Raw genomic sequence first — 13,378 nt, 5'->3', positions numbered from 1 at the left:
CGGGTGCGGGGGCGCCGACGACGTCCTCGCACCCGGAGCCGATCACGGCAGGTAGAGGTCGCACGGCCCGGCGTCGACGGCTTCGATCTCGCCGGCGGAGTGCTCCGCGAGCCAGTCCTCGAACGGGGCCACGTCGGTGACGGCCACCGTGAAGGTGACATCGGCACCGTAGTCGATGTCACGCAGCACGTACGGCGAGTTGCGCAGGTCGTTCTCGACCCGCCCTGCGCGGTCGTGGGGCACGGACAGCATCAGCTCGCGATGCCGCACCCGCCTCAGCCGGCCGACCAGGTCCAACGTCTCGGCCAGCACACCCGAATAGGCGCGGATCAGTCCGCCCGCACCGAGTTTCGTGCCGCCGAACCAGCGGGACACGACGGCCACGACGTCGGTCACGTCGCGGCGGGTCAGCACCTCCAGCATCGGCGCGCCCGCGGTGCCACCGGGTTCACCGTCGTCATTGCTTCGCGCGATCAGCCTGCCGGTCTCCGGGTCGCCGATCCGCATGGCCGTGCAGTGGTGGTTCGCGTCCGGCCCTTCCTTGCGGACACGGGCGATCAGCGCCGTTGCCTCGTCGACGTCGTCGATCCGCGCAACGACACACCGGAACCGGGACCGCTGGATCTCGACCTCGTGTTCACCGTCGCGCGCAATCACACCCACACCGGTGAGTCTAGGCGACCCGCGCCGGGACACATCAGCGGTGAGGATTCCGCGGCACCGGAGCCGGATCGACCGACACCGACCGGTCACGTGTCCACTGTGGCTGGTCCGACACCGGCGAGCCCGCCGTCGATCAGTTCGACGGCACTCCGTAGCCACCGCCGCCTCCGGATTCGCAGCGCAACGTGTCACCGCGCCGCACCCGCAGACTGTTCACCTTGAGCAGCTGCCGCTCGTCCGGCCTGCCGGGGTTCAGCACGACCCGCGGCGGCGCTCCGGCTTCGCCACCGAACGCGCCCCACGCCGGCGTGACGGAACGTTCCCACCACAGCGACAGATCCTGATCGGCTTCCATCACGTACTCGCGCACCACCCCGTCGCCACCGCGCCAGCGGCCGGCGCCACCGGAGCCGTGGCGGATGCCGTAGCGGATCACCCGCACCGGATACAGCGTTTCGACCACTTCGATCGGCAGGTCGCGCAGCGATCCGTTCACGTTGTTGATCAGGGCCGTCTCCCCGTCACTGCCGTGCCAGGCACCCCAACCGCCGACGGTGGCCTCCAAGGTCACGAACGGCTGGCCGGTGCGCGGGTTCAGCTCCCCTGCGAACTGCACGATCATCGAGTCCCCGTAGCTGGCCGCGGCGACCTGTTCCGGCATCGCCGGCGCGAGTGCCCTGACCACGAGGTCGATGAGCATGCCGAGGCTGGAGTAGTAGTACTGGCAGGCGGCGGGCTCGCGCGCGCCGAGCATCGAGCCGTCCCGTACCTGCACGTCCAGTGGGACGAACGAACCGCCGTTGAGGCTGACCGACGGTGAGATCAGCAGTTTGTAGCCGACGCGCGCGGCCGAGACCGCCTGCGACCGCCCGCAGTTCACCGGCCCGGTGGCCTGGTCCGCACAGTCGGTCAGATCGACCGTCATGTGCTCGCCCGCGACGGTGACCCGGACCGTGACGTGCAACGGGGTGTCGAGGTCGATACCGTCGTTGTCCAGCCAGCCCGTGGCTTCGTACTCACCGTCCGGGATCGCGGCGATACGTTCCCGTTCGAGCCGCTCGGTCTGCGCGAAGATCTCTCCGCGTGCCGCGTCGACCGTCTCGGCTCCGTAGCGTGCGAACAACTCCCCGAGCCGGCGAACCCCCATGCGCGCACAGGCGACCTGCGCACGCATGTCCCCGAGGGTCACGTACGGGAAGCGCACGTTCGTCTCGATCATGCGGAGGACGTCCGGGTTCTCCTCGCCCGCGACGACGATCCTCGTGGGGCCCATCCGCAGACCCTCCTGGTAGATCGTGGTCGAATCCATCGAGCCACCGGGGTCCTTCGAGCCCATGTCGATCCAGTGCGCTCGGGACGCCGCGAAACCGACGAGTTCGCCCGACACGAAGATCGGCGCGTACACGGTGCAGTCGTTGAGGTGAGTGCCGCCGACGTAGGAGTCGTTGAGGACCCACACGTCCCCCGGCTCCCAGATGTCCGGTCCGAATCGCTCCTCGGTGTGGCGCGTGCACTCCTCCAGATTGCCCAGAAAGATCGGCAGCCCGGAGGACTGGCCGAGGACCCGATGCTGCCGGTCGAGCAGTGCGACCGCGCAGTCCTTGCCCTCGTAGATCGTCGGGGTGTACGCCGAGCGGATCAGCGTCATGTTCATGTCCTCGGCAGCCTGGATGAGGGCCGAGCGGATGATCTCCGTGGTCACCGGGCTGAGCGTCATGCGTGCGCCTCCAGTTCCGGCCGGGCGGCCAGCGTCATGATCAGGAACTCGTTGTCGTCGACCCGCAACCGTGCTCCCGGAGGTACGACCGTCGTCGAGGTTTCCTCGTGCACGATCGCCGGGCCGGACAGCTCGGCACCGATCGGCAGTGCGGCGCGGGGCACGATCGTCGTCGGCCACGGGGCTCCGTCGAAAACGACGTCGCGGACGACGGGCTCGGATGTCTCGGCCGCCGCGGCGCCGTACTGCGCGTCGACCCGTTCGACGAGACCGTGGCCGGTGGTGCGCAGAGCGACGAACTGGACGGGAGCGCCGGGAGTGGCATGCCCGTAGCGCTTCTCGTGTTCCTCGGCGAACCGCTGCTCGATGTCGGCGAGAAAACCGGGCGCCGTGACGTCATCGGCCTCGCTGAGCGGGACGGTGAGGGTGTAGTCCTGGCTCTCGTAGCGCATGTCGATGCCGTGCCCGACCTGCCTGCGCTCCGCTTCGATACCCTGTTCGGCGAGCGCGTTCGAGGCCTGGTCGTGCAGCGTGCGCAACGCTGTGTCGAGAGCCGCCGTGTCCAGGTCGGCGCCCGTGGCGAAGAACTGCATCGAGAAGTCCCGCCGCACGTCGGCCTCGAGCATCCCCCATGCCGAGAAGGCGCCGGGGAACCGCGGCACGACCACCTCGGTCACCCCGATCTCCTGTGCGATGAACGCGGCGTGCATGGGTCCCGCTCCGCCGAAGGCGAGCAGGGCGAACTGCCCCGGTTCGCGGCCGTGTTCGACGGTCAGCGTGCGGATCGCCTGCGCCATCTTGGCGTTGCCCACGTCGCAGATACCCGATGCCAGTTCCACGGCGTCCATGCCGAGGTGGTCCGCCAGGGTCGCGACCGCGTCCCTGGCGGCCGCGACGTCCAACCTCATGCCACCGGCGAACGATTCCGGATCCACCCTGCCGAGCACGCAGTTCGCATCCGTCACGGTCGGCCGGGTGCCACCGCGCCCGTAGCACGCGGGTCCGGGTACCGCGCCCGCCGACTCCGGGCCCACCCGCAGCGCCCCGCCTTCGGCGTAGGCGAGCGATCCCCCGCCCGCGCCGACGGTGTGCAGGTTGACCAGTGGCATGAGGAGCGGAAATCCTTCGACCTCGCCGTCCGGGGAGACGTCGGGCCGGTGATCGAGCACCAGCGACACGTCGAACGACGTGCCTCCCATGTCGATGCAGATGACGTTCGGCCGGTCGAGCAGCCTGCTCACCGCGACTCCGCCCATCGTGCCGCCGACCGGTCCGGACAACAGCGTCTGCAGCGGATGCCGCCGTGCGAAGTCGGCGTTGACCAGACCGCCGGAGGACTGCATCACGTGCACCGGCACGTCCATCCCCTTCTCGGAGAACCGGTCCTCGATCTCGTCGAGATAGCGATGCACGGACGGGCCCGTGTACGCCTCCAACACGGTCGTCGACGTGCGCTCGTACTCCCGCCATTCCGGTGCCACCTCGTGCGAGAGCACCACGAGCGCCTCGTCGCCGAGCTCCTCGCGGAGGATGCGGCCTGCACGCTCCTCGTGGGAACCGTCCAGGAAGGAGAACAACAGGCACACCGCGACGGCATCGAAGCCCTCTTCCCTGACCCGTTTCGCCACGAGCCGGACAGCGTCCTCGTCCAGGGGTTCCAGCTCGGCGCCGCTCGCATCGAACCGGCCGCCGACCTCGACGATGTCGTCGCGTGGCACCAACGGAGTCTGCTTGCGATAGTGCAGATCGAACAGTCGGCTGCGGTTCCCGCGGGCGATCCGGTACACATCCCCGATGCCTTCGCTGGTCATGATCAGCACATCGGCGCCGCGCCGCTCCAGCAGTGCGTTCAGCCCCTGTGTCGTGCCGTGCACGAAGAATCCGACCTGGCTCAACGGCAACCGGAGCCGCTCGAGCGCGTCGAACACTCCTCGCGCCAGATCGTCGGGCGTGGTCAGCACCTTGCCCGCCTGCATGTGCCCCGACGTTTCGTCGCAACTGACCACGTCGGTGAAGGTGCCGCCGATGTCCATGGCTACCCGGTATGTCATCACAATCTCCTTGAAGTGCGCTCGGCCGAGCTGAAGTGCGCTCAGTCGAGCGCTCGCCCTTCGGTTTCCGGAAGCGGGAACACGGCCAACAGCGCGACGATCAGGAACGCCATGATCGATGCGATGGTCACGCCGGCGGTGACACCGTTGTCCATCATCGCGCCGATGACCGGGACGGAGACGGAGTGCGCCAGCAGGATGGCCGAGGTGGTGAACGAGTAGCCGCGGCCCCGCAGACTCGTCGGCAGGATCTCGCCGGACCAGGTGTTCCAGATTCCCCATGCGCCGAGCGAGAAGAACGCGAGAATCAGGTTTCCGGTGTACATCTGGCCCGGACCGGTGGCCAACCCGAACAGCACGCCGCCGACCACGGCGCCGCACACGAAGCCCACGAAGACCTTCTTGCGGCCGTACCGACCGGTCAGCCATGCCGCAAGCAGGTAGCCCGGCACCGAGACGAGTTGGCTCACCGCGACGAACCACAGGGCGCCGGACACGCTCATACCGCGGTCCTCGAGCAGCACCGGCAGCCAGGTCTGCAGTCCCCAGTAGCCCCAGCTGAACGTGAACGCCACGAGCACCAGCAGGGCGAACCGCCGCCGGATCGCCGGCGCGAACAGGCCGCGGACCACACCGCCGGCGCCCTGCTCGTCAACCCGGAAGAGCGTGTCTTCCGGGACTGCCGCGCCGAATCCGCGTAGCACCCGGGCGGCCTCGCGGTGCCGGTCCTGTTTGGCCAGCCAGTACGGCGACTCCGGTACCCACCGGATCACCGCGAAGGCCCACAGCCCGGCCAGTGCGGCCACGATCGCGACCACGCGCCAGCTGATCGGCCCGAGCGCCTGGCTGACGAGGATGCACAGCAACGTTCCGACGGGGAACCCGATGGACAGCGCCACCGCACCGCGGCCCCGCCACGCCGTCGGCAGCAGTTCCATGAAGTACGGGAACGTGGTCGCGTACACGCCGCCGAAGGCGACACCGGACAACAGCCGAAGTATCAGGAACATCCAGAACTCGGGCGAGATGCCGGCCAGCAGCGCCAGCGCCGCGTAGAGCAGCAGGCTGTAGACCGTGACGCGACGCCTGCCGAGCTTGTCGATGAACACACCCCACAGCAAGGCACCCGGCACCATGCCGAAGGCGACCGCGGACAGCGCCCACCCCAGTTCGGTGTTGTTGATCCCGAAATCGGCCGCGATCCCACCGGAGACGTAGACCAGCCCGACCTGTTCCCACGCCTCGATGACGAACGTGATGAACAGGACCGCAGCGGCGACGACGTGCCTGCGGCTCACGACCATCGTGTCGCAGACGTCGCCGACGGACGGGCCGGTGGCAGGAGTGCCTGCGGTGCCGACACCGTCCCCGGATGCGGCAGGGCTGTCGTGAGTGTTCATCGCACGCTCCAGACACAACGTTGTGAGTCAAAACGTTTTGATCGACGTATCGAACGCCTCCTGTCCCGCCGTTGTCAAGACCACATCCGCCGTCGAACCGCCGACCGTGCGCACAGGTCGGCGCCACGCGGGCCCGCCCTGTACGTGCCCTCCGGGCCGGTGGGGGATACTTCGCCGAAGACATGGCAGACCGGCGGCAAGGAGGGCGGGTGTCGGGGCGACGGGTCACCATCCGCGACGTGGCCGAGCGTGCCGACGTGTCGATCAGCACCGTCTCCCACGCGTTCTCCGGAAGCAGGCCGATCTCCGCGGAGACCAGGGAACGCATCACCCGCGCGGCCAACGAGCTCGGCTACGAGCCCAACCCGAGTGCCCGGTCACTGCGCACCGGTCGTTCCGGCATCGTCGGGTTGATCCTACGGCCGCGGTTCGCACTGGTCGGAACCTCCGACCGCGCGGAGACGTTCAACCGGCTGGTCGGGTCGGTCGCCACGGAGGCGCTGCGCCGCAAGACAGGTCTCATCCACGTGCCGGACATCGACGACCCACGCGCCGCCAAGGTGCCGATGGACGGCTGCATCGTGGCGCACCCGTACTCCGGGGACCGCGTCCTCACCGAGGTACTGCGCCGTCACATTCCCGTCGTGACCGTGGAGGAGGATCCGGAGCGACCGGAACTACCGTGGGCCGTACGGCTCGACTACCCACCCGTCGTGGACCGGCTGCTCGATCACCTGAAACGCCAGCATGCCTCGGACATCATGCTGCTCACCGGCACGGAGAGCAACGCGTGGAACGTCCGCACCAGGGAAAGCTATCGGGCGTGGTGCCGGACAAACGGCGTTCCGGCGCGGATCGACGAGCTCAGCGAAGGCCTGACCCACGAGGAAGCCGCGCAGCTGATCGGGCCGCTGCTCGCGGCACCCGACCGCCCCGACGCGATCGTCGTGGCCACGAGCGATTTCGCCGCACTCATCGCCAGGGTCGCGGCGGCACAAGGCGTCCGAGTTCCCGACGAACTCATGATCGCGTCCTTCACCGACAGCGAGCACTCCCGCACCGCCGACCCGGCGATCACCGCCATGGACCTCAACCACGAGAACCTCGCCAAAGAGGCGGTCGAACTGATGCTGGCCCGCATCGCCGGCGCGGAGGCCCCGGAGAAACCGGTGGTGATCTCACCGGTGTTGCACCTACGAGCCTCCACTCTGCGCTCGCCGCACTGACGCGCCGTCACCGCCGCGGACGGGCCGCGCCCACCACGGCGTCTACGTCGTGAGCATGGGCCACCGCGACGGCCGAGGTCCGGTCCTGCACCGCCCGGATTTCACTCGAGGAATTCCATCCGACTCGCCTGGGCCGAGTACCGCCCGTCGACGACCATGTTCCACACCCGCTTGTAGGTCCGGGTCTGGATCATGATCTCGACCCGGCGGACACCCTCGATCTGCCCCAGAACCCCGGTGACGTAGCCGTACATGTCCGGGTGTTCGGGCAGGACGATCTGCCCTACGAGATTGTTCCGGCCGGCCGTCGCCGCCAAATACTTCGTTCCCTGATTCCGCGCGAGTTCCTCGCCGACCTGAGCCAACTGAGACGGCTCGACCTCGAGCCACACCCAGAATTCGGCGTTGAATCCCAGCACCTCGGGCTCGATGAGCACTCGGAAGTCGAGCAACTCCCGCTCACGGAGGGAGTCCATCGTGCGCCGCGCGGTGTTCTCCGACTTGCCGATCGCCGCGGCCAGTTCCGGCAGGGACGTCCTCCCGTTGCGGATGAGCAGCTCGAGAACGACCCGTTCGGCCGGCGTCGGATGCGCGAGCGGCAACTCACGGGAACGTGTGTCGACCCTCCGCTCGACCGCTTCGGGCAGCCAGTCCTGACCCGAGGTGTAGGTGTGCATGACGACGAACACCTCGGCTGCGACGTCGAACTCGGCCGACAGCCGTCCGATGCGTTCCTGCAGTGCGGCCGTGTCGGGCACGACGAACTCCGCAACACTGCCCACTGACCCCACGACGGCGCCCAGAAACCGCACATCCCCCCGGGTTCTCATGGCTTCGAGGAACTCCGGGTCGCCCGCACCTGCACCGGTGAACTGCACCATCGCCGGCACGCCCAGCCCCAGCCGAGCCACGTCGGTACGTCCGATCAGTCTCAGCATGCCCGCGCTGTGCATCGCCTCGAAGCGCCGCCGCGCCGTGCTCGGCGAACACCCGATCTCATTGGCGACCTTCGGCCACGGCGCGCGGCCGTCGGAGTGCAGCACACGGATCAACGCCGCGTCCATCTCGTCGATCAGCGGTCCCACCTGTCCTCCTGTACTACGTGCGAGATGATCGCAACCTCCGCAAAATAGAACTTACACGATTGAATCGTCCGCGCTATTGCCTTTGTATGCTCTGATCCTCCAAACTGTCAGCCACGCCACACTCCCCGCCGTTTGCACCGATCACACAAGCGAGGTCGAGATGTTTCGTCTCCCCCAGTGCACGAAGGCCACCGGGAAGCTGCGACGCACCCCCGTCGTCCTCATCGGTATAGGTTCCCTCATCACCGCGAGCGCCTGCGGGTTGCCGGGCTCGAGTTCGACCGTGCCCGAGAACTGCAAGCCCACCGAGAACGTCCAGACCCTCAACGAGGGTGAACTCACGGTGCTCGTCGCCGAGCATCCACCGTTCGTTTCCATGAGCGGCAACGAGCTGACCGGCATCGAAGGCGAACTGATCAAGGACATCGCCTCGGACCTGTGCCTCGAACTCGACGCGACGTCCACCTCGTTCTCCGCGGTGATCGAAGGCCTCCAATCGGGACGCGCCGACCTATCGGCAGGCAACTGGACCGTCAACGACCAGCGCCGCAAACTTTTCGAGGTCAGCGACGGCATCTACACCAGCGGCATGGGCATCGTCACGCGCGACAAGAACTGGTCCAGCGTCGAGGAACTCGAGGGCAAACCACTCGGGACTCCCCAGGGATACCTCTGGGTCGAACAGCTCAACGATGTCTACGGCGCCGACAACGTTCGCCAGTACCAGACCGACACCGCGGTGCTGGACGACGTGAACGCGGGCCGGATCGAGGCAGGCATCGTCAGTCTGGCGGCCAATACGTGGCGTCTCCAGCAGGATCAATACTCGGCGCTGGCGATGACGGAGATGAAACCGACTCCCCAGATCCCGTACACGCAGGAGCCGCCGACGTCGGTCGCGCTGATCGCCAAAGGCAACACCGCACTCAAGAAAGCCGCCAACGCGTCGATCAAGGACTACTACGAGTCCGGCGAACTCGGTGACGCGCTCGAGGAAGCAGGGCTCGACCCCGACACCGCATACCCCGGCGGTGACTGATACCGGCCGACCCGTTATCCGCCGACGCGATTGGCAGCCATGACTTTCGACAACGCACGAATCCTGCTCCAAGCGGACTCGATCGAGAAGACCTTCCGTGGCAACCGGGTTCTCGACGGCATCTCCATGGATGTCCACGCCGGTGAGGTCATCGCGCTGATCGGGCCGAGCGGCGCGGGCAAGAGCACCTTCCTCCGTTGCCTCAACTATCTCGAACAGCCAACCGGTGGCAGTCTCAGTCTCGACGGTGAGCCGGTGTTCGCCGATCCGTTGAAGCCGGCGAAGTCCGAACTGTTGAGCCTGCGCAGGCGTGTGGGAATGGTCTTCCAGACGTTCAACCTGTTCCCACATCTGTCGGTCATCGAGAACATCACGATGGCGCAGCGGCTCAACGGACTACGGTCCAGAGCCGACGCTGAAGATTACGCACTGCAGCTGCTGACCCAAGTGGGTGTGCAGCAGAAGGCCAAAGCCCGGCCGTCCGAATGCTCGGGCGGGCAGCAACAGCGCATCGCCATCGCACGCGCACTGTCCCAGGATCCGGAACTCATGCTCTTCGACGAACCGACCTCCGCGCTGGACCCGGAGGTCGGTAACGACGTACTCAAGGTCATGCGCGATCTCGCCGAGGCAGGCACGACGATGATCGTGGTGACTCACGAGATGCGGTTCGCCGAAAGAGTCGCCGACCGGGTGCTTCTGCTCGACGAAGGACACATCCTCGAAGAAGGGTCCCCTGCTCGGGTCTTCCGGCATCCCGAACACGAGCGGACCAGCAGATTCCTCCAAGCGGTGCTGGACCGATGAACACCGAGGCCGACATCAGCACTCTGTTCCAGGTCATCGGCACGGGCTTGGTCGTGACCATCGTCATGACCGTGGTGTCGTTCTGCGTCGGCGCGGTGATCGCCGTGCCCGTCGCGCTGATGCGCACCTCGCGGACATGGCTCGTGCGCGCGCCTGCGACGGCGTTCATCGACGTCGTCCGCGGAATCCCCACTCTGGTCTGGCTCCTCATCATCTTCTACGGCCTGGGCAACATCGTGTCGCTGGACCCGCTTCCCGCGGCACTCATCGGTCTGACACTCATCTCGAGCGCCTACCTCGCGGAGAACTTCCGCGCCGGTATCGAGAACGTGCACACCGGACAGAAGGAGGCCGCGGCGGCACTGGGCCTGAGTTCTGCACACCAGTTCTGGCGTGTCATCGCCCCACAGGCCGTGAACATCGCCATGCCGCCGTCCGCCTCGTACGCCGTCGCACTGCTCAAGGACACGGCGATCGCCGCGATCATCGGCGTCACCGACATCATATTCTTCGCCCAGCAAGAAGTAGCACGCGGCGCACCGGCGGTCACCGCGTTCCTCATCGCGGGCGGGTTCTATCTGATCGTGAGCGTGCCGCTCTCCTACTTTTCCCGGTTCGTGGACCACAAAATCCGCGAGAAGGTGGTCGTCGTATGACCTTTCTCGAAAACTGGGCGGAATGGCTGCCGCATCTTCTTCAGGGCCTGGGTACCTCCCTTCTCCTCACGCTGTGCGTCGCGGGAATAGGTTTTCCCCTCGGCCTCGCCCTCGCCCTGCTGAGCATCGCGCCCGTTCGGATCGTTCGCGTCCTGTCCATCGCCTTCATCGAGGTGTTCCGCGGTATCCCACTCCTGGTGGTGATATTCTTCGCATACTTCGGATTTCCGGACATCGGCCTCGTCATCAGCGCGTTCGCCACCATCGTGGTGGCGCACTCGCTGAACCTCGGCGCCTACTCCAGCGAAGTCTTCCGGGCCGGAATCCTGCACGTGGGCGCCGGGCAGCGCGAAGCGGCCAGTAGTCTCGGGCTGACGCCGTGGCACGCGTTCTCACGTGTCGTACTCCCGCAGGCGTTGCGCGCCGTACCGGGCCCGCTCATGTCGTTCCTGATCATGGTGTTCCAGTCCACCTCGCTGGCGTTTGCCATCGGCGTCGGCGAAATGACCAGTCAAGCATTCTCCATCGGTTCGATGACCTTCGACTATCTGTCGGTGCTCGTCCTCGCCGGAATCATCTACGCCGTGCTCTGCATCGCTTCCGCACGTATCGTCGCCAGGTTCGAAGCCAAGATGCGCGCCTGACTCGTCCGTTCCACCGAATCCGATCCGCCCACTCTCACGAAGGCAGATTCATGATCGACGATCCGTTGCTGACCCCCTATCGCCTCGCCGGCCTGAACCTGAAGAATCGCATCGTCAGTACCGCACACTCGTCCCGATACACGAGCGAAGGAATTCCTACGGAGCGGTACCGGGCCTACCAGGAACACAAGGCCCGCGGTGGCGTCGGCCTCGTGACCCTCGGCGGATCGGCCGTCGTCGCGCGGGACTCTCCCCCGGCCTTCGGCAACATCACGATGTACAAGGACGAAGTCGTCGCACCCTTGGCACGGATCGTCGACTCGTGCCGCGCCCACGGCAGCGGTGTTTTCATCCAGCTCACACACATGGGCCGGCGCACGGCCGACCACACGGGCGACTGGCTGCCCACGGTGTCCTCGGCCGCCATGCGTGAACCCGCACATCGCGTCTACCCCAAGGCGGCGGAACCCTGGGACGAGGACCGCATCGTGGCGGACTTCGCCGCCGCTGCGGAACGAGCCAAAGCGGCCGGAGTGGACGGAATCGAGCTCGAACACTACGGCCACCTCCTGGATGCGTTCGCCTCGCCATGGCACCTGTCGAAGCTCCCGCCGGACGACCGCGCTCGCGCGGCACAGCTACCGCAACGTGTGATCCGTGCCGTCAACGACGCCGTGGGCGATGACCTGGTGATCGGTGTTCGTATGGCCGTCGACGAGCGCAGGCCCGACGGCCTCGACCTCGACACCGCGCATTCCCTGCTCGACCGCTACGTCGAATTGGGGGTCCGCTTCGTCAACGTCATCGTCGGCACCATCGAGTCGGCCACGCGCCTATCGGAGGTGATACCGGGAGCCGGGCGTAAATCCGCGCCGTTCCTCGACACGGCGGCCGAGGTGAAACGTGCACACCCCGACGTCACCGTGCTGCACGCAGCCAAGATCGACGACGTCGCCACCGCCCGTCACGCCGTCGCAAACGGTTGCGTGGACCTGGTCGGGATGACGCGCGCGAACATCGCCGACCCTTACCTCGTCACGAAGATCCAGGCCGGCAGGGAGAGCGACATCCGGCCGTGTATCGGCGCCCGGTACTGCCTCGAAGGTGGTGCGACCGGGGGCGTGGTGTGCGTACACAACCCGGCCGTCGGCAGGGAGAGCCACCTCGAGCACGAGATCGACGCCCAGGCCGGTCACCGGCGGAGGGTTGTCGTCGTCGGTGCGGGCCCGGCCGGACTCGAAGCCGCACACGTGGCGGCCAAGCGTGGCCACGAGGTCGTCGTCCTGGAGGCCGCCACCGACCCCGGCGGCCAGGTGAACCTGCTGGTCACCAACGACAGGCGCCGCGATCTCATCGGCGCCATCGACTGGCGCGTCGAGCAGGCCCGGCAGCACGGTGTCGAGTTCCGATTCGGCGTGTTCGCGGAAGAGCACGATGTACTGGAGCTGGCGCCCGACGTGGTCGTCGTCGCCACGGGCGGGCTGGCCCGCACCGCGTCGGACGCCGGCCTCGGATGCGCCGCCCAAGTCGACGATCTCTGGGCCGTGTTCGAACAGCCTCGCCGGCACTACGGCGCGGCACTCGTGTTCGACGACGACGGTCGTTATCCGTCGCTCGACGCCGTGGAAGTGCTGGCCAAGGCCGGTAACACGGTCACCTATGTCACGCCCGAACGCTCGGTGGCGGTAGAGGTGGGAGCGCTGAACTTCTCGGACTTCCAGGCCGCGTTCGACCGACACGACGTCGCGTTCGCTCCTACCCGGGGACTCCAGGCGGTCGATCCGCGGGATGACGGCAGGCTCACGGTCACGCTCGAGACGGAAGCCGGTGCCGCGGCCGAACGCATCACGTGCGACAAGGTGTTCTACGCGGGCGGCACCAACCCGAACGACGAGTTGTACCTCGCGTTGCGAGAACGGTCGTCGAACCAGGGACGTGTCGACTACGAGGCGTTCATCCGTGCGCAGCCCCAGCCGCACGGGCACGAGGGTAACCGAGCATTCGAGCTCTACCGGGTCGGAGATGCGGTGACGAGCCGGAACATGCACGCCGCGATCCTCGACGCGCACCGACTGGCGCTGGGGATGTGA

11 protein-coding genes are annotated in these 13,378 nt (G+C 67.1%); 6 read left to right on the top strand and 5 right to left on the bottom strand.

Features of this window, described 5'->3' with window-relative positions; translation table 11 throughout:
- Positions 1 to 42: 42 nt before the first annotated feature.
- The 4 genes from LY40_RS19165 to LY40_RS19150 form a co-directional block, all read right to left on the bottom strand.
- The gene (locus tag LY40_RS19165) at positions 43 to 663 is read right to left on the bottom strand and encodes an IMPACT family protein (RefSeq protein ID WP_258937711.1); all 621 of its coding nucleotides are present in this window, start codon (positions 661 to 663) and stop codon (positions 43 to 45) included.
- Positions 664 to 796: 133 nt separating this feature from the next.
- Positions 797 to 2,380, bottom strand: a complete 1,584-nt coding sequence (locus tag LY40_RS19160) for a hydantoinase B/oxoprolinase family protein (protein ID WP_258937710.1) — start codon at positions 2,378 to 2,380, stop codon at positions 797 to 799.
- Positions 2,377 to 4,431 carry a hydantoinase/oxoprolinase family protein gene (locus LY40_RS19155; protein WP_258937709.1) on the bottom strand — a complete coding sequence of 685 codons (2,055 nt, stop codon included), beginning with the start codon at positions 4,429 to 4,431 and terminating at the stop codon, positions 2,377 to 2,379. The genes LY40_RS19160 and LY40_RS19155 overlap by 4 nt, the downstream gene beginning before the upstream one ends.
- A gap of 41 nt (positions 4,432 to 4,472) precedes the next feature.
- Positions 4,473 to 5,831, bottom strand: a complete 1,359-nt coding sequence (locus tag LY40_RS19150) for an MFS transporter (protein ID WP_258937708.1) — start codon at positions 5,829 to 5,831, stop codon at positions 4,473 to 4,475.
- A 209-nt stretch (positions 5,832 to 6,040) separates the two neighbouring features.
- Here LY40_RS19150 and LY40_RS19145 point away from each other — a divergent pair, with 209 nt between their 5' ends.
- Positions 6,041 to 7,057 carry a LacI family DNA-binding transcriptional regulator gene (locus LY40_RS19145; protein ID WP_258937707.1) on the top strand — a complete coding sequence of 339 codons (1,017 nt, stop codon included), beginning with the start codon at positions 6,041 to 6,043 and terminating at the stop codon, positions 7,055 to 7,057.
- Between the two features lie 101 nt (positions 7,058 to 7,158).
- On the opposite strand, the gene LY40_RS19140 is transcribed toward LY40_RS19145, so the two are convergent.
- Positions 7,159 to 8,142, bottom strand: a complete 984-nt coding sequence (locus LY40_RS19140) for an Lrp/AsnC family transcriptional regulator (RefSeq protein ID WP_258937706.1) — start codon at positions 8,140 to 8,142, stop codon at positions 7,159 to 7,161.
- 160 nt (positions 8,143 to 8,302) lie between these two features.
- Here LY40_RS19140 and LY40_RS19135 point away from each other — a divergent pair, with 160 nt between their 5' ends.
- From LY40_RS19135 to LY40_RS19115, 5 genes are read left to right on the top strand one after another with little or no spacing between them, the layout of a single operon-like run.
- On the top strand, positions 8,303 to 9,181 hold the full coding sequence (locus LY40_RS19135; RefSeq protein ID WP_258937705.1) for a substrate-binding periplasmic protein: 879 nt from the start codon (positions 8,303 to 8,305) through the stop codon (positions 9,179 to 9,181).
- Positions 9,182 to 9,220: 39 nt separating this feature from the next.
- A complete protein-coding gene (locus LY40_RS19130) occupies positions 9,221 to 9,988 on the top strand; it encodes an amino acid ABC transporter ATP-binding protein (protein ID WP_258937704.1) in 768 nt (255 codons plus the stop codon).
- A complete protein-coding gene (locus tag LY40_RS19125; protein WP_258937703.1) occupies positions 9,985 to 10,644 on the top strand; it encodes an amino acid ABC transporter permease in 660 nt (219 codons plus the stop codon). The genes LY40_RS19130 and LY40_RS19125 overlap by 4 nt, the downstream gene beginning before the upstream one ends.
- Positions 10,641 to 11,288 (top strand): amino acid ABC transporter permease, encoded by a 648-nt coding sequence (locus tag LY40_RS19120; RefSeq protein WP_258937702.1) that lies wholly within the window; start codon positions 10,641 to 10,643, stop codon positions 11,286 to 11,288. Before LY40_RS19125 ends, LY40_RS19120 begins: the two co-directional genes overlap by 4 nt.
- 50 nt (positions 11,289 to 11,338) lie before the next feature.
- Positions 11,339 to 13,378: an oxidoreductase gene (locus LY40_RS19115; RefSeq protein ID WP_258937701.1), complete on the top strand. Its 2,040-nt coding sequence runs from the start codon at positions 11,339 to 11,341 to the stop codon at positions 13,376 to 13,378.

Origin of the sequence: Prauserella salsuginis (genome assembly GCF_024648885.1) — a bacterium.
Lineage (GTDB): Bacteria > Actinomycetota > Actinomycetes > Mycobacteriales > Pseudonocardiaceae > Prauserella > Prauserella salsuginis.
The sequence above is the reverse complement of the archived record's forward strand: the minus strand, read 5'-3'. Positions and strand labels throughout refer to the sequence as shown.

Bases quoted from the DNA above. Each gene is read 5' to 3' on its own strand.
- LY40_RS19160 (WP_258937710.1), bottom strand. From the start codon at position 2,380: ATGACGCTCAGCCCGGTGACCACGGAGATCATCCGCTCGGCCCTCATC.
- LY40_RS19155 (WP_258937709.1), bottom strand. From the start codon at position 4,431: ATGACATACCGGGTAGCCATGGACATCGGCGGCACCTTCACCGACGTG.
- LY40_RS19150 (WP_258937708.1), bottom strand. From the start codon at position 5,831: ATGAACACTCACGACAGCCCTGCCGCATCCGGGGACGGTGTCGGCACC.
- LY40_RS19135 (WP_258937705.1), top strand. From the start codon at position 8,303: ATGTTTCGTCTCCCCCAGTGCACGAAGGCCACCGGGAAGCTGCGACGC.
- LY40_RS19130 (WP_258937704.1), top strand. From the start codon at position 9,221: ATGACTTTCGACAACGCACGAATCCTGCTCCAAGCGGACTCGATCGAG.
- LY40_RS19125 (WP_258937703.1), top strand. From the start codon at position 9,985: ATGAACACCGAGGCCGACATCAGCACTCTGTTCCAGGTCATCGGCACG.
- LY40_RS19120 (WP_258937702.1), top strand. From the start codon at position 10,641: ATGACCTTTCTCGAAAACTGGGCGGAATGGCTGCCGCATCTTCTTCAG.
- LY40_RS19115 (WP_258937701.1), top strand. From the start codon at position 11,339: ATGATCGACGATCCGTTGCTGACCCCCTATCGCCTCGCCGGCCTGAAC.